Raw genomic sequence first — 16,593 nt, 5'->3', positions numbered from 1 at the left:
AAATCTGCTGATAGACATTTACCTTTTTTATATTAAAGACACTCTAGCATTTATATGGGCTAGAGTGTTTTTGCTACGATTCTACATTATTTTATATCTTCACATCTTCAAATATATAATGAAGTTGTAACCCATCTTTTAATCCTTGCTCATACATAGTTGATTCTGCTAATCCTTGAATTAAAGTCACTTTCTCTTCATAGGTTGAAAATAGTTCTTGTATTTCAGCAGGAACTTGATTAGAAATGTGTTCGAAAAGTTGTGTGCATTCTTCCATTAATGATTGATATTCTTGCAGACTAGATAAATGGCTTAGTCCAATCTCATCCATTCGTATAGACATGAACTGGTGAAAAGCAGACCTTATATGATTGTGACGAAGTTTATTTTCCATATGTATCTCTCCTTAAAAGTTAAATCTATGTTTTAACATAACAAATAAAACTATTTCTTGAGCAAACTAATGATTTGAGATAAGCTAATCTGGATATATTTAATAAATCGAATTTTTAATTTGAGAAATCAAATATATATGAATGTACATTACAAAGTAAAAGATGCTATTAGATATATTCAAGATAAAATAACCAATGCCATTATACGTTTATTAGTATAAATTATTATATACGCCTTTTAGTATATAGTCAATCTTCAATTCAAAGCTTTATTTTTTTATTTTGCATTTGTAACAGTTCAATATAATGGAAAGAAGGACTACATAATGAGAACGATACGAATAAAATTAGATGAATTGATGGCAGAGCGTGGTCTTACGCAGATGAAGCTTGCAGAAATGTCTGGAGTGCGTCAAGCTGCAATTTCTGAAATGTCACGTAACATTCGTGAACAAGTTAATTTGAAAACACTGATTAAAATTGCTGATGCTTTAGAAATAGATGATCTATCCGAACTGATGGTAATAGAGAAAAAAGAATCGTCTGAATCAGATTAAATAAGAAAGAAGTATCTTTATTTAGCGATAAATAAGGATACTTCTTTCTTATTTACCAGTTTAAATTCTAAAAAATTTTCTAGCGTTTTGGCATCACTATAACTGTCAGTATACTAATAAATAAAATAAGTATGTAAATCATATATATTATCGCTATTATTAAAATAACCCATCCTAATATAGGAATATTATAAATCCAATTTATTAAATCTATTAATTTGTGATTCCATAAATTCATAACTAAATTTTGATTGAAAATAGAATAAATATAAAAAATAATCATTGCCAAAAGTCCATAGTACTGATTATGAATAATATTATATGTATTTGGGTCTTGCGCTTCACCTATTTTTTGAGCAATATCTGCAAAAGAATAAATAACAAATGTAAGTCCGCCAATTATTAATAATCCTAAAGAAGGTTGTCCAGATTTTATAGTAGAACCAATTAAAATAGTACATGAAGCCATAAAATAAAGAGGAATCATACTAATCACAAACAAATAAATTTTTGTGAATTGCTCAGAAAATATTAATGTTAAAATTGATAAAGGAATTGATACTAATTTCCAAATCACACCGATTATTAAAAAACAAACGACTATTGAATATAAACCCGTAAACAATTCCATTAAAGTTATCTCCTTTATTTTAAAGTATAAAATAATCATTTGACGGAAGTTAGCAATAACTTTCTATAGCTATTTCTAACTTCCATCAATAAATGATTAAATCCTATTCACAAGCAACTCCATCCCGATCTCTATCCAACTTAGTACTATATCCTGGGTCGTCTTCGTAAAGAGGAGTTACACCAGCATCACGTGCAACTGAACAATTTTGATAAAACACTTCTGTGACAGGACTTTCTTCTTCCTCAACTGCATCCGCCACTTCAGGCTCTGATGGTTCTTCTACCACTACCTCTTCTTTTTTAATGGTTGCCGCTTTTTTTGGCTTTTCTACTTTTTTATCAGTAACTTCTTTTTTAGATTCCTCAATATTTGTTTCAACAACTATAGGTTCTGAAACAGCTTCTACTTCTTCTATAGGCTCAGTGGTTTCTGTTATGACAGGAGTTGGTTTTACTTTTTCATTATCTGTGGCTACTTCTATGTCTGTATCTTTTTCTACTGTCTCTGTTTTCACCTCTGTTGATTTCAAGTTATTGATGGGAGTAGATACTGTTGGCTCTTTTGTATCTGTCTCATTGCCTGTAGAACCTATAATTAATGCTAGCACAGCCCAAGTTACAGCAAAATAACGTGTTGGTTTATTCAATCTTTTCCAGTAGAAAAATATCATAATATACGGAATAACAATCCAAGCAAAAATCTTTAAACCTTTTTTCATTAATAATCCCCCAGAGTTACAAATTTTGTACTAAAATTATTTTATTATCTATTTATGATAACCGCATTTTATTCTTTGATGTTAACATTTTTTAATTATTTTTCACTTTAATTAAAAAAAATCTTTATATGTAATATATTGGCATCTTTCCCTCTCGAAATATACACAAAAACAGACCTATCTCCACGATCCGAGATAAGTCTGCTTCTGTTTATTCTTTTTTACCCCTTCGTCGCTCCTGCCGTCAATCCATGTACCAAGAAGCGTTGCAAGAACATATACAACAACGTAATCGGCAATGCGACCAACACCGAGCCTGCGGCGAATAGTGTAAATTCTGTGCTTGAATACGTATTGACCAATTCATACAATCCGACCGCTAACGTCCAGTTCTCCCGTGATCGCAAGATCAGACGGGCGAAGATAAAGTCGACCCATGCACCGGCGAATGTGGTCAGGGCAATATACGTAATGATCGGCATCGACAATGGTAGAATAATACGACTGAAGATTTGGAAATGACTCGCTCCATCTAGCAAAGCCGATTCTTCCAACGCTCTAGGAATCGTATCGAAAAAGCCTTTGGCGACAAACATACCCAGTGCCGCACCAGACGTATACACCAGTACAAGTGCCCACGGAGAGTTCAACAAGTTCATTTGTAGTAAGATGACATACACTGCAATCATACTCATAAATCCCGGGAACATGCCTAGAATCAATACCAGCGACATCATCGTTTGTCTGCCTTTGAAGCGGAAGCGTGACATCGCGTAGGCTGTCAGTACCTGGAACAGTGTACCTAGAATCATACTGGTAATCGCAATTTTGAGCGTATTCCAATACCATTTTAGATAAGGCAAGTCTTTGTCTGATTGTGAACGGAACAAGTCCATATAATGCTCTAGCGTTAACTTCTGCGGAATCAATGTCTCACTATAGAGTGAATCGCCTTCTTTAAGTGAAGATAAAATAATCCAGAGCGCTGGATAAATACAGCCAATCGCGATCAGTACAAGTAAGATGTAACTGAACACCAATTTGACACGTTGTTGTTTTCTCATTGGATCATATCCTCCTCTTTAAAGGAACGGCTGCGTCGATAGTTATAGAGCGAGAATGCCGCAATAATAATAAAGATAATAATACCGATAGCTGAAGCAAAGTTATAACGCTGATTTTCAAGAGTTAGCTTGTACAGCCATGTCACTAATAAATCGGTACTACCTGCGAACGCATAATCTCCATTAGCCGGTAATCCATTCGTAAGCAAGAAGATAACATTAAAGTTATTGATATTCCCTGCAAATTGCATAATTAAGATTGGAGCGGTCTGGAACAATACGAATGGCATCGTAATATTGCGGAACTTCTGAAAACCTGTCGCTCCATCCACTTCTGCCGCTTCATAAAGATCACGCGGAATCGCTGTCAGGACACCCAGTACAAGGATCATCGACACTGGAATACCGATCCACATATTCACGAGAATAACAGTCACTTTCGCCCAAAATGGATCATTAAGCCACGGCACTGAACCCAGACCCATCATACGCAAATATTGGTTGATCGGGCCAAATTGGAAGTTCAGTAGATTACGCATAATCAGTAAAGAAATAAATTGCGGAATCGCATACGGCAAAATAAAGAGCGTACGCCACATGCCTTTGAATTTAATCCCTTTTTGTTCAATCAGTAAAGCAACCAGAATACCGCCAAAATATGTAGTGACTGTTGCCACAACTGCCCAGATAATCGTCCATGTCAGTACACCGATAAAGGTATGACTCCATGATTTGAGTGTTAACAGATTGGTAAAGGTACGGAAGCCCACCCAATCTACTAGATTTTTCGCCGGGATATGATCCGGTGCAGAATAATTCGTAAATGCCATCAATACCATAAAAATAATCGGCACGATCGTAAACACCAGTACACCAATCGCTGGCAATGTTAAAAGCAAATATGGAAATCCCTGATTACCGATCATTTTCCATGTCTGACGGAACGTATTTCCAACTTCGCCACGTTCTCGCTTTTTGCCTATACGATAAGCGTCTTTGATATTCGCAATATAAAAACATAACAATAATGCGATATACAATAGTGCTACCAGTCCATAGATCATCATAAAAATCGAATGATCTCCCGGTACATTTTGATACAGTCGTCCGACTTTTTCCATACGGGAAGGCTGATCACCAAGCGTGATCAACCCCCAGATATTATTCGCCAGACTGGTAATAATCAGATATACACTAACCAGTTCAGCGATTAGAAAAATAATGCCTTTCGCCCACTGGCGATTATACATTTGCCCGAGTCCCATAATCAGCGCCGATAAGATCGCTGCTATAAGCCCACTACCTACGCCCGTTGTTCGCTCAGGATGGATTAATACTTTTCCCATTGTTATTGCCCTGTCTCAATATTACTCTTCATTTGACTGACTAGATTATCCAGTGCTGCTTTTGGATCTTTATTGTCATTCCAGATGGAAGACATCGCTGCTTCCATCGGAGACCAGAATTGCGCCATTGCTGGAATCGAAGGCATTGGAACTGAATTTTCAAATTGCTTCAAAAATACAGTTGCAATCGGATCACTTTGTACTTGCTCACTTGCAGCCGCTTTGGTATTGGATGGAAGTGCTCCATTCATTTCAAAGTTCTTGGTCTGCCATTCTTCAGAAGTAATAAAGTCTGCAAACAATTTAGAAGCATTCGGATATTTCGTATAAGCGTTTACAAAATAAGCTTTTACACCCGAGAACGGAGTCATCGGTTTACCATTTGGCAGATTTGGATACATACCTACACCGATATTTTTAACCGATTCTTTCAGTGAACCTGTATCCCATGGCCCGCTAATATTCATCGCTAATTTGTTAGAAGTAAATAGTGATTTTTTGATATCTGCATTAATATCTGATGTTTTCAGTGGTAGAATTTTGTTCAATCCTTGAATAAATGTTGCTGCTTCTACTGCTGCTGGATTGTTTAAGCCGATATCTTTGGCATCTGTACCATCGCTACCGAATACATATGAACCGTATCCACCGATAAATGGGAATACATAGTAACCGTTACCGACTTCCCACATGATCGCAAATTTATTAGCTTTGGTATCGTTGAATGTTTTGGCAAAATCAATAACACCGTTCCAGTCTTGCGGTACTTCTTTGATCAAATCTTTGTTATAAAACACAGCGGTAGTCTCTACAGACTTTGGATATCCATATAACATATTGTCATACGTTAACGCTTTGATCGCAATTTCACTGTTACGGGACTTGGTATCTTCTTCGAACCAGTCATTTGGCAATACGACCCCTGCGGATACCCCTTGACCGATCTGATCATGAACACCAGCGAATACATCGCCACCTACACCAGCAGGGCCATCTGTAACCATTTGCCCCATTGATTTGTCCGGTCCTACTTCTGCAAAGCTAACATCTACATTATATTTTTCTTTAAATGCTTTCGCTGCTGCTTCGATAAATGTTTTCTGATCGCCACTATCCCATACTGTTAGCTTAGCGCCTTCTTCAGGAGCCATTTCTTGCTGATCTGCTGGTACTTGAGAATCGGTTGCTGCTCCCGGTGTTGTCGTGCCTGCTCCCCCACTATTACATGCCGATACCAGTAACATCATGATTAACAAGCAACTCATAATTCCCCACTTTTTGCGATTCATCATTCTTTTTTTCCTCCGCTCTATAGTATGATGGCGAGCGCTATTATTATGTACTGTTATCCAGGGTTATGTTGCCTATGTACTTTGACTATATCATTTGCGCAAACGTTTGTTCATATTAGCATATGATACCCCTTACTCCAGTCATAAAAGTCTAATAATCACCACTAAAGGTAAATGATGTTATAAGTAAGCGCTTTATCCAGCAAATCCATCATAACTGAAATATGGAAATTGTAAAAACGTTTGCACAAACAATTTAACGCCATATTCAGGCTTTTTCTAAATATAAATGCTTATATGCTATCTATTTCTCTGAAAATCATAAAATATCGCCTATTTTCTTTTATGTGATGTATATTTTGCAGTTTACATCTATATAGCATATGTTTTAACATAGATAACACAGATAGTGATGGTTATTTATATTCCAAAAACCATGACCAGGGAGGTACACATGTCGGTTACGATCAAAGATGTCGCTAAAAGAGCAGGCGTATCTCCTTCTACCGTTTCGCGTGTATTGTCTAATCATCCGCGAATCAGCCATGCTACCTCAGAAAAAGTGAGAGAGATTATGGAGGAGATGGGCTACCATCCGAATATGATGGCAAAAAGTTTGGTATCCAAAACAACCAAAAGTCTGGGCGTGATTTTGCCCAAGCCTGCGGAAGAGTTGTTTTTGAATACTTTTTTTATGGAATTAATACGTGGCATTGTGACACAAGCCAATCGAAGTGGATACGATGTAGTGTTAACTTCGGGCGCTAGTGAAAAAGAAGAAGTGGATGCGGTATCAAGATTAGTATTTGGTGGACGGATCGATGGTGCTATTTTGCTCTATTCTCGTCAAAATGATCCTGTTGTTGATTTTCTTAGTGAAAAAGAGTTCCCTACTGTATTGATTGGACGTAGTGAGCAACATGCTAATGTCCTTTCTGTGGATACTAACAATATTGAAGCCGCAGCAGATGCTACCCGACATCTGATCCAATTAGGGCATCAGCGGATTGGTTTTGTCAGTGGCCCTTCGGAATTGGTTGTATCGATCGATCGTATGAGCGGGTATCAACAAGCTTTGAAAGAAGCCGGACTTCCACTACGGGATGATTGGATCGTTGAAGGTGAATTTTTGCAGGAAAGTGGTTATCGGGCAATGTCCTTTTTTATGAATTTGCCTGAACGTCCAACTGCATTAGTCGTTGTCGATGATATTGTAAGCTTTGGAATTTTGCGCGGATTGCATGAATTGGGATATAAAGTTCCTGAAGATATCTCTATCGTTAGTTTTAACAATATTGCTTTGTCCGAGTTATCGACTCCGCCATTAAGCAGTATTGATATCGGTATTTATCATCTGGGATATACAGCTTCTCAAGCATTGATTCAAGCGATTCGTGGTGATGATCATAGTCTACTTTCACAGCGTCATATTGTTCCTCATCGTCTTATTGTACGTGAATCGTCTATGTTTTCCCCTACTCGTGCTGAATAAGTACTATCCTATGAATATGGATAAAGCGACTATACCGGATGTTCTTCATCGGGCTAGTCGCTTTTTTTGATATAAAAAGGCTGGTGGATACATACATCCAAAATCTTAGATGATGCGAATAATAGAATAAGAAAGTCATACATGAGGATATAAAAGGTAATAAATGGTTTTATTATACAAATTTACTTTTAATTCATAAAATAATTTTAAGAATTTAATGTTATTTTAAGCTACGCATCACATTTTGTTAAACTAGGCACGATATAATAACTATACAGAAACGATATCGATTCTATCCAAACTTCGTTTCTGTTGTGATAGATAAACAGCTTGATCCAATTATTTCATCCGAGGAGGGTTTACGATGAATAACGATAATAACTTATCTCTATGGATGACCCAATTTCTGTGCAGTCCCGATCCAGTGAAAGAAGAACGTATTGAACAAGCAGAGATTGAGAATAATCCAGTTCTGCTGCAAAGCATCCGTTTTCACTTAGAGCTTCGCAATCGGTATGATCTGCTTGAACATCACACGTTATAATAAAGGATGGACTATGAATACATTCAATCTAACGATTGAACGATCTCACCACAGCGATGATTCGTTCATAAGATAAACCCCTTTTCCATATCCATAGGAAAAGGGGTTTATTATGTTTAGACTTGTCTTTTCTCTTCTGTATATAAAATACGGATATAATCCTCATCTCGATTATCCATATCACCTAGATACATGCGCTCATGTTCAGGAATCGCTTCATAAGCTATCCGAAGATCTTCTTTATGCTCTTCTGTCGGATGTTCTAAATATTTATAATAACGCTTACGACAAATATCTAACAATCCCGGATGTTTGTTCAATTTTTGATAAATATCTAGTACTTGCTTGTATTTATCGGTAATATCTATAATATAACTTCCATTCACCATCACTACATCACCTAGACGATCGAGCGTAATAACCGTAGGTTCTTTTAATTCTGTAAAAAAAGTTCCGTTACTAAATAATTCTTCTAACTCTTCTATTTTCAACATTTTTTGAAAGCTGGCATTTTGACATTCTATAGTTCCATCTTTGTATACGCTTAAATACACTAGATAATTGGCACCTTCATATTTCATAAAAATAAAAAAGCCTTCTCCTGTGACGACTTTGTACCCTACTTCTGATTCTACATAAAAGTCTTGTGCATATGGAGATTGAACGATTTTGTATTTCTCGTTTTTCATTTTTTCGGCAAATGAAATCTCGTAGATGTTATCCATACCTGGATTCAGTTGCTGCACGATGTTAGTTATGTAGTCATAGTAGGTATGTGCATTATGGTTCCAAGAACCACTGATTGTTTTATAATCACCCAGACCAAAAATAGAAATTGATTCTCCATCAGGCACCTGCGGTGTTAACCATTCTAGATCGATTTTGTCACGTACTCCTTTAAGATCCGCCAGCTCCCAGCAATTCACCATTCCATCTTCATAAATATCTACATTGATATAAAAGTATTGTCCATTACGGATAAATCCCGGAATCGTCGTTCCTTCTATTGTTTTGTCTCTTCTAATTTTATGCATGAGTACTCTTTCTTCCTTCCCATATTCACTATCTTTTTTATTCATTTACAATAACAGATATCTATTTATTAACCTATTAAGTAATTGTTTAACGTATTATTAGTTATAAATTTTAGGTGATCCTATATTTTTTTTCAATAAAATCCTATAAAAGTATCTATTTATTTTTTATATAGTTAAGTAAATTATGTATTACAGTGTAGCAAAAAGCTCTTACTCTGTAAAATAATCCTAAGATCATTTGCAGAATAAGAGCTGATTGATAGTACATTTATATTGCTTATCATCGCATATCGATGTTACCTATAACATATTATATTAATCGTTATCGTAGTCGTCACTATCATTGTCGTTGTCATAATCTTTATCAACAGATAGTACTTTACCTGTAGCGGCATCAATCTCAACTGTAGCTTCGCCACCTGTAATGTTCAAGTCTACTTCATAAGTTACTCTACCATCATCGCTATCACGATCTACTTTAGTTACAGTTCCTTTAACTGCTTTTAGAGCGATTGCTTTAGCTTGTGCAGCCGTTTTAACTTTATTGTTGGCATTATTGGTAGCTTGGCTGTTGTTATCATCGTCGTCATTATCATCATTGACTACTTTTAATACTGTTCCGTTTACAGCATCAATATGAACGTCTACATCTTTATTTGAATTCGCTTTGTCCACGTCTACTTCATAATATAATTTTCCATTATTAGTACGTTCCAAATCAACACCGTCAATAGTACCACCAGGCACTTTCGTTAATGCGATTTGCTTCGCTTTTGTTTCACCAATTAACTTGCTAGTTGTTGCTGTTGTACTGTTGGAGTCACTTGAATTATTCGTTGTAGCTGCTGTAACTGTTCCCATTGTTCCCAAAGCGATTGCCGCTGATAATACACCGATACCTAGTTTTTTGTTCATCATGTGATAGTTCCTCCTAGTAATATTGTTATTGAATTTCATTTGTTCTTGCCTCTGTTATTAATATAAAGCTTACAAATGAGATGTCGATTACAATAAGATTAGAATTTGATGAGAAAGGCGATATGCTTGTTACTATTGTTATTTTTCGTTATCTGAATCGTCTGCATCATCCCATGTTACCGACATTACTGCTCCAGACACAGCGTTGATCTGTACTGTTGCTTCTCGCTCATCAGGTGTATCAATATCGACTAAATAATACGATTGACCTTTATCTTCATCATCTTCATAGTCGGTATCATCGACTTTACCTGGCACTTGAGTAAGAGCAATTCTTTCTGCATCTTTTTCTTTCAATATTAATACAGGTGCTGGTTTGGGTGCATTATTTTTTTCTTTATCTTTGCCTTTACGATCATCTTTGTGTTCGCGGTTGTCTACAGGCGGTACAGGAGCGCCTCCCGGTGGTACGGTAGCATCAGGATTTACAACACCCGGTTGCTCATTAACCTGCGGTTGGTTGTTATCTGATCCGCTGTCATTGCGATGATCATCTTCATTTGTTGTAGCAGAGGATGAATCATCTGTAGAAGACGCCGGATTGCTATTAGTGTCTGTCAATCCTTCTGAAGATGATGAATTAGTACTATTACTGCTATCATTTGTAGATTCTGTTGGATTAGTAGCTGTTGTAGGCTCTGTTACAGCCGAGCTTGATGAATTCGAATCACTGGTTGAACTTGAGTTAGATGAATCGGTATTCGTAGTACTATTTGGTGTTGTCGTTGTCGCTACTGCCGATTGTCCGATCTGTTGAATCGATTGAATCGCTCCACTATTTCCGTTTACTTGAACCTGATACATACCTTGATCTGATTGTAATTGTACTGTATAGATTCCGTTATTTAATGCAGTTTCTGTGACTTTACCCGGATATTGCTTGAGCACTACATTTTTGGCTTGTGTGGATGTTAGCGCTGGACTTGCTTGTGCGATAGACTTCCACCATAATGTCATAACAAACATCAGAATTAATAAAATAACGACTGCTCCAGCTATCCACCATCGTTTATCTTTAATTACAGCAGATAAAGTATTCGTAGATGACGGTGCTACTGTTCTATGCATCTCTCTGCGTCGCATCTAAGGATCACTTCCCCCAATATAATTTCTAATTGCATTGTCATTGTACAGAATCTTTATTAGAATTTGCTGAGAATACTGTAGTTGCCGACACAAAAATAGTCGGTAACGAAACGATCGCTGTTGTACCTTTCTTTTCTACACTTTCTAGACGTATTGTCGCTCCGATTGCATCTGCTATCTCTAACGCTAATGTCAGACCTAACCCTGAACCACCTACATCGGTACGACTACGTGCTTCATCGACCCGGTAAAAGCGGTCAAACACTTTGGATAGCTCTGCTTCTGGAATCCCTATGCCTTGATCGATAATTCGAATACATCGGCGCTGTATCGTTACAGTACCGGAATCATCTGAAGCAGGTGATTCTTCCCCAAGTTCAATCACAATATGATCTTCACTATATTTACGCGCATTGTCTAACAAAATAAATAACAATTGTCGCAGTTTGCCTGCATCATTTTGAATGACCAATAAAGAAGGCTTAGATAGCAATTCAGGTGTAACCTTTACATTGATCTGTCGTTGATACGCATTGTGGAATCGTTTGACTAATTCATCGACTTCTTCTGTTAGATTAATAGGTTCTATTGATAAGTTCCATTGTTCTTTATGCTTGGCTAATAATAGTAATTGCTCGGTCATTTCTTTCATCCGTACAGCTTCCGAGTGAATAGCATCGACAGATTCATGAAACAGTTCCGGGCGATCCATTCCTCTACGTTTTAATAGACTGGCATAACTTTCGATAATCGTGAGTGGTGTTTTGAGTTCATGAGAAGCATTGGAAACGAACTGTTTTTGCTTATCATAATTTGTCTCTAATAAATCGATCATCGCGTTAAATGTTTGACCCATTTCTAACAATTCGTCTTTCGACTTAGGATCTAATGCTAATCGCTTGAATCGTCCACTTCGCTTAATCTCACTCATGGTTGAAGTCATTGCTCCGATCGGACGCATAATAATTCGTCCCAAAATATGACCGGATAAAATGACCGGAATCATCGCAATACCTGTAACAGTAATCAATACAATCCGTAGCACTTGTAAGTAATTTTCCGTCTGATGCAGGCTTTCGGTTACCTGCACATTGACTACAGAACCATCTGTCCAGATAACAGGAATGGATACAAATACATATCCATTGGCTTGATACGTAATCTTTTCGGCTTGTAATTCTTTGCTATATGTGACCGTACGTTTACTTAGTTCTTGTTCTGAAGAAGAAGTCACCACTAATGAGTTATTTCCTTTTTCAGTGACGATCCGAATCATACCATCTACAGGCACATAGGCACGAAGCAATTCAGCCGTAGTCATTGATCCTGCAATTTGTCTAATATTATCTGCTGTTTTATTTGTTTGCGATTCGACTCTTACCAATTGTTCATTAATCGATAGACGGCTAAATACGATATAGACGAGCAGATTGGTCAAAATAAATAACAACGCAAATAAGACCGAAGAATACAAATGTATTTTACTTCTTAGCTTCATCCGGTATCCTTTCTTCTAACTGTTATCCTTAATTACATATCCTACTCCGCGAACAGTATGAATAAGTTCCCGCTCAGGATCTTGATCTACTTTTTTGCGGACATAACGAATATAGACATCAACTACATTGGTATCTCCATAATAATCATACCCCCACACAGCAGTCACAATCTGATCGCGGTTAAGCACTTGACGTTTATTTTTGAGCAGATAAGCCAGTAAATCAAATTCACGCGGAGTAAGTTCTATCTGTTGTTCTCCTCGGATCACTTCTCTTGTTCCTTCATTCAGCTTGAGGTCAGCTACTGTTAACCATGTACCATCTTCATTGTGATCTGTTGTAGCCGAAGACTGTGGACGCTGACGTAGAGCGGCTCGTACACGAGCTAATAATTCTTCAATCTGAAAAGGCTTGGTAATATAATCGTTAGCTCCCAAGTCTAAGCCAGATACTTTATCTTCAACAGAACTTTTGGCAGTTAATAAAATAACCGGTGTCAATCCACCCATATCACGAATACGTCTAAGGATTTCGATTCCATTCATTTCAGGAAGCATCACATCTAATAAGATCAGATCATACGTACTTTCTTGATACAAATCCCATGCTTGCGCTCCATTATAGGCTTGTGAAATATCGTACCCTTCTGCTTCAAGCTCAATCTGTAGCAGTCGAGAAATTTTATGTTCATCTTCTACGATTAAAATATGTTCTTTCAATCTCTGTTCCTCCTTGTTGCTGTATCTACTCTGTTTTCACTTATCCTTTATCATAACAGACCATGCTATGTTCACGAAATTCAGTTGTTGCGCTAACTAATAACCAAATAAAAAAAGATACTTGATACAGCAAGAGAAATCATTCTCTATAGCTATATCAAGTATCTTGTAATCTTATTGTGAAAATAACAATGATAAAATCATAAAATGAAGAGTTTAAGAGTTTTTGTTATCTATAAGCATATCTTTGATTAATCCAATCTGACCGATAATAGATTCAGGATCATAATAAGAGAATACATCATACGGCAATGTATAGACATGACCTTTTTTCACTGCGGGTAAGTTTTTCCAGAGTGAGTTATCCAGTACTGAACTGATATCAGCTTGTTCGGTCTCATTGTTAAAACAGATAAAAATATAATCAGAGTTCGCATATTCAGGTAATGCTTCTAATGAAATATCTTTAATTTGAGCATCACTATCAATCACTTCTTTTTTTACGATATCTAAAGGTTTTAATTGCAACGCGTCATAAATAGCATATCCACCGCGTCCATAATTTTCACCCAACACAGCCAATTTTTTGCCACGTACATTCAATAATGTCGCTGTTTGTCCCGGTTTTACAATATCTTTGATTTGTTCGCGGGCTTCCATCGCTGTCTGATGATAACGATCTAACCATGCTTGTGCTTGTTGTTGTCGATCTAATAATTTGCCTAATAATTGAATCTCTTCTTGAGGATTGTGATATGCCGTATAAGGAATATAGATCGTTGGCGCAATTTTGGAATATTCATCATACTTTTCAACATCAAAATCATTAATAATGATTAAGTCGGGATTTAGCTCAACTACTTTTTCTAAAGATGTAGGTGTACCGATATCTGCTATGCCTTTTTCTTGCTCTTTCAAAAATGGACTGCCCATCCACCATTCTTTGTTAGCGCCTACTGGAGTAATGCCAAGTGCAATTAATGTACCATGATAATATGTGGATACGACTCGCTGTGGATGGGTTGGAATCGTAACAGGCCCTTTTGCAGTCTCTACCGTTCTTGTAGAAGCTGATGTTGCTGTGTTGGTAGCCTCTACAGATGACACTTTATTATTGTTACTACAAGCTGCAAGCAATACTACGGTTAGCAGTAATATCGTATACGACATCATACTTTTTCTTATCTTTATCCAATAATTCATAATTTCCCCCTGATATTTAATTGATAATCATTATCAGTTGGAATCATATCAAGTTTAATTTAGAACGTCTATGCACAAACATGATCATTTGTTATGACGATCATGATGGGAACTGTTGTAACCACAACTGTAATTGAGCTTCAAGTGAACAAGGATCAAATCCATAAAAAATATTACGATCCATCATATACACTTGCTTGTTCTGTACAGCTGGTAATTGAGACCATGCTGCTGATTGTATAACAGGTTCGATCAGCGCAGCCGTTTCCCCTTCTATCGGATAATGAATCACAATCATATGATCGGCTGCATACTCATTCAGTTCCGAACTTTCAATATGCTGACAAATGATATGCTGATCGATAATACGTTCTTGTACGATTGAAGGTGGCTGATGACCTAACTCTTGATAAATAAGGGGCCCGCCCATACTTCGCTGATCCCCGTATACATATATTTTTTCGGAGACAATTTTGTAAATGCCTACAGTCTGATCAGATGGAATATGGCTTGCTAAATATGTTCTCGCTTGCTCTACTTGATCATCCCAGTCATACAACCACTGCTCTGCTTGCTCTACTTTTCCTACTTGTTCAGCTAACCATAGCCATTGTTGCTTCCAATCATAATCGTCAATTCGAATCGTCTGTAAAGGCACATATTCCTCAAGCATTTCTTTACCTGCATTGTCTTGATAAGCAAATACAAGATCAGGCTGTAACATATTCATAAGCTGGATCGATTGATCTAGATCAGTATGCAGAATATTCATAGTACTGAGATCAAGCTTACGATGATAAATGTCCCATTTCCATGATTCAAGGTAACCTGCTTGAGGAACGATATTCAGATGCAATAACATGGCTGTAAAAGGATAATTCCATGCAGCATACCTCTTTTTAGCAGATTGATACTGCTTGGGTGATAAAGCAAATAACCGTTTGAACCGTCGACTAAAATAATGCTCATCCGGGTATCCATTACGTTTGGCAATTTCACTGATACTTGCACTAGAATACTGCAAATCTTTTTTAGCTATATTCATACGTAAGCGGTATACATACTCGGTAAAAGAACAACCTTTATACTTACGAAATATTCTTGAAAAATGTTCAGGTGTAATTCCTAATTGAGCAGCGATAATATCACGACGAATCTCTTCACGATAATGCGTTTTTACATAATGAACAGCTTGTTCGATCAGTGTCAGATGGCTGGCTTCAGTAGCGACTGACTGATCATTCCATATCAGATGTAGCAATTGGTAAAATAATAACTGACTATAGATCTGTTTTTCTACAGACATTTCTTTTGAATACTCGGTCAGCTCTAACCATTCTTTGCATAACCGCTGAATTTCCAAAGGCGAATGTGTCGCAATAATAGAAGGTAGATGCATAGTAGACCAGCTAGAAGAACTGGGATCATGAGATGTAAATATTAATTTGAACACTTGCAGCGGTTGAGAAGACACATTATACAGAAAGACACCACTTCCAGCAGGGCAAAATAAAACTTGATTGGCATGGATCGGTAAGCGGCTACCTTGAATCTGTGCTTCTGCTTGTCCTTCTTTTACAATAATAAGAGTATCATGTTCAGCTACCATCCATTCTTTAAGATGTGCTGGTAAATAAGTCATAATCGTCAATGATAAAGGAACCCATACTTGATTGGATAACATATGAGTCTGTTGCTTGTTCTCCTGATGGGATAGTCTATTTCCTTCTACAAATGGATATGCATTTTCTTTTAATTGACGGGTGATCGTAACCACTTCTTCATCTGACAATCTGCCTATGTATTTAACAGTACGATGTTTATTTTTGCCTTGTTCGTCTCGATAAGATTCTACAATACGATAATAAGTATACTGTTGCCCTTGTTTGTGTACGGTTTGCTTTTTCAAAAACATGATCTACATTCCTTTCATTTCAGGACTACAAGTTAAGGACTACAGGGTGTAATAAAAGTACCTCAATCTAGCAGGTACTTTCATTATCACTATACTATTCAAATGTAATTAACA

16 protein-coding genes are annotated in these 16,593 nt (G+C 36.9%); 3 read left to right on the top strand and 13 right to left on the bottom strand.

Annotated elements, in window-relative coordinates; genetic code table 11:
- Positions 1 to 91: 91 nt before the first annotated feature.
- Positions 92 to 394, bottom strand: coding sequence for a hypothetical protein (locus QE450_RS07225; protein WP_307298116.1), 303 nt, complete (start codon positions 392 to 394; stop codon positions 92 to 94).
- A 327-nt stretch (positions 395 to 721) separates the two neighbouring features.
- On the opposite strand from QE450_RS07225, the gene QE450_RS07220 reads away from it, so the two are divergent.
- Entirely contained in the window at positions 722 to 952 is a 231-nt protein-coding gene (locus QE450_RS07220; RefSeq protein ID WP_307298114.1) for a helix-turn-helix domain-containing protein, read from the top strand.
- Positions 953 to 1,031: 79 nt separating this feature from the next.
- Here QE450_RS07220 and QE450_RS07215 read toward each other — a convergent pair whose 3' ends face one another.
- The 5 genes from QE450_RS07215 to QE450_RS07195 form a co-directional block, all read right to left on the bottom strand.
- Positions 1,032 to 1,583: a hypothetical protein gene (locus tag QE450_RS07215; protein ID WP_307298112.1), complete on the bottom strand. Its 552-nt coding sequence runs from the start codon at positions 1,581 to 1,583 to the stop codon at positions 1,032 to 1,034.
- 103 nt (positions 1,584 to 1,686) lie between these two features.
- Complete coding sequence (locus QE450_RS07210; protein ID WP_307298110.1) at positions 1,687 to 2,304, bottom strand: excalibur calcium-binding domain-containing protein; 618 nt, start codon at positions 2,302 to 2,304, stop codon at positions 1,687 to 1,689.
- A 221-nt stretch (positions 2,305 to 2,525) separates the two neighbouring features.
- Positions 2,526 to 3,368, bottom strand: a complete 843-nt coding sequence (locus tag QE450_RS07205; RefSeq protein ID WP_069328176.1) for a sugar ABC transporter permease — start codon at positions 3,366 to 3,368, stop codon at positions 2,526 to 2,528.
- A complete protein-coding gene (locus QE450_RS07200; protein ID WP_274170140.1) occupies positions 3,365 to 4,714 on the bottom strand; it encodes a sugar ABC transporter permease in 1,350 nt (449 codons plus the stop codon). The genes QE450_RS07205 and QE450_RS07200 overlap by 4 nt, the downstream gene beginning before the upstream one ends.
- Before the next feature lie 2 nt (positions 4,715 to 4,716).
- Positions 4,717 to 6,006, bottom strand: a complete 1,290-nt coding sequence (locus QE450_RS07195; RefSeq protein ID WP_307298106.1) for a sugar ABC transporter substrate-binding protein — start codon at positions 6,004 to 6,006, stop codon at positions 4,717 to 4,719.
- 454 nt (positions 6,007 to 6,460) lie between these two features.
- Here QE450_RS07195 and QE450_RS07190 point away from each other — a divergent pair, with 454 nt between their 5' ends.
- Together QE450_RS07190 and QE450_RS07185 are read left to right on the top strand one after the other, a co-directional pair.
- On the top strand, positions 6,461 to 7,498 hold the full coding sequence (locus QE450_RS07190; protein WP_273616009.1) for a LacI family DNA-binding transcriptional regulator: 1,038 nt from the start codon (positions 6,461 to 6,463) through the stop codon (positions 7,496 to 7,498).
- Between the two features lie 364 nt (positions 7,499 to 7,862).
- A complete protein-coding gene (locus tag QE450_RS07185) occupies positions 7,863 to 8,042 on the top strand; it encodes a hypothetical protein (RefSeq protein ID WP_273616008.1) in 180 nt (59 codons plus the stop codon).
- A 116-nt stretch (positions 8,043 to 8,158) separates the two neighbouring features.
- On the opposite strand, the gene QE450_RS07180 is transcribed toward QE450_RS07185, so the two are convergent.
- The 7 genes from QE450_RS07180 to QE450_RS07150 form a co-directional block, all read right to left on the bottom strand.
- Complete coding sequence (locus QE450_RS07180) at positions 8,159 to 9,076, bottom strand: DUF7638 domain-containing protein (protein ID WP_273616007.1); 918 nt, start codon at positions 9,074 to 9,076, stop codon at positions 8,159 to 8,161.
- A gap of 318 nt (positions 9,077 to 9,394) precedes the next feature.
- Entirely contained in the window at positions 9,395 to 9,997 is a 603-nt protein-coding gene (locus QE450_RS07175; protein WP_273616006.1) for a PepSY domain-containing protein, read from the bottom strand.
- A gap of 138 nt (positions 9,998 to 10,135) precedes the next feature.
- Positions 10,136 to 11,140 carry a PepSY domain-containing protein gene (locus tag QE450_RS07170; RefSeq protein WP_307298101.1) on the bottom strand — a complete coding sequence of 335 codons (1,005 nt, stop codon included), beginning with the start codon at positions 11,138 to 11,140 and terminating at the stop codon, positions 10,136 to 10,138.
- Positions 11,141 to 11,180: 40 nt separating this feature from the next.
- The gene (locus tag QE450_RS07165) at positions 11,181 to 12,641 is read right to left on the bottom strand and encodes a sensor histidine kinase (RefSeq protein WP_307298100.1); all 1,461 of its coding nucleotides are present in this window, start codon (positions 12,639 to 12,641) and stop codon (positions 11,181 to 11,183) included.
- Positions 12,642 to 12,656: 15 nt separating this feature from the next.
- Positions 12,657 to 13,361, bottom strand: coding sequence for a response regulator transcription factor (locus QE450_RS07160; RefSeq protein ID WP_301263421.1), 705 nt, complete (start codon positions 13,359 to 13,361; stop codon positions 12,657 to 12,659).
- 216 nt (positions 13,362 to 13,577) lie between these two features.
- The gene (locus QE450_RS07155; RefSeq protein WP_274170143.1) at positions 13,578 to 14,564 is read right to left on the bottom strand and encodes an ABC transporter substrate-binding protein; all 987 of its coding nucleotides are present in this window, start codon (positions 14,562 to 14,564) and stop codon (positions 13,578 to 13,580) included.
- Between the two features lie 100 nt (positions 14,565 to 14,664).
- The gene (locus tag QE450_RS07150; RefSeq protein ID WP_307298096.1) at positions 14,665 to 16,479 is read right to left on the bottom strand and encodes an AraC family transcriptional regulator; all 1,815 of its coding nucleotides are present in this window, start codon (positions 16,477 to 16,479) and stop codon (positions 14,665 to 14,667) included.
- Positions 16,480 to 16,593: the final 114 nt, after the last annotated feature.

The sequence above is a fragment of the Paenibacillus sp. SORGH_AS_0306 genome (genome assembly GCF_030819345.1).
Taxonomy (GTDB): Bacteria; Bacillota; Bacilli; order Paenibacillales; family Paenibacillaceae; genus Saccharibacillus; species Saccharibacillus kyungheensis.
This window is presented reverse-complemented; position numbering and strand designations above follow the sequence as displayed.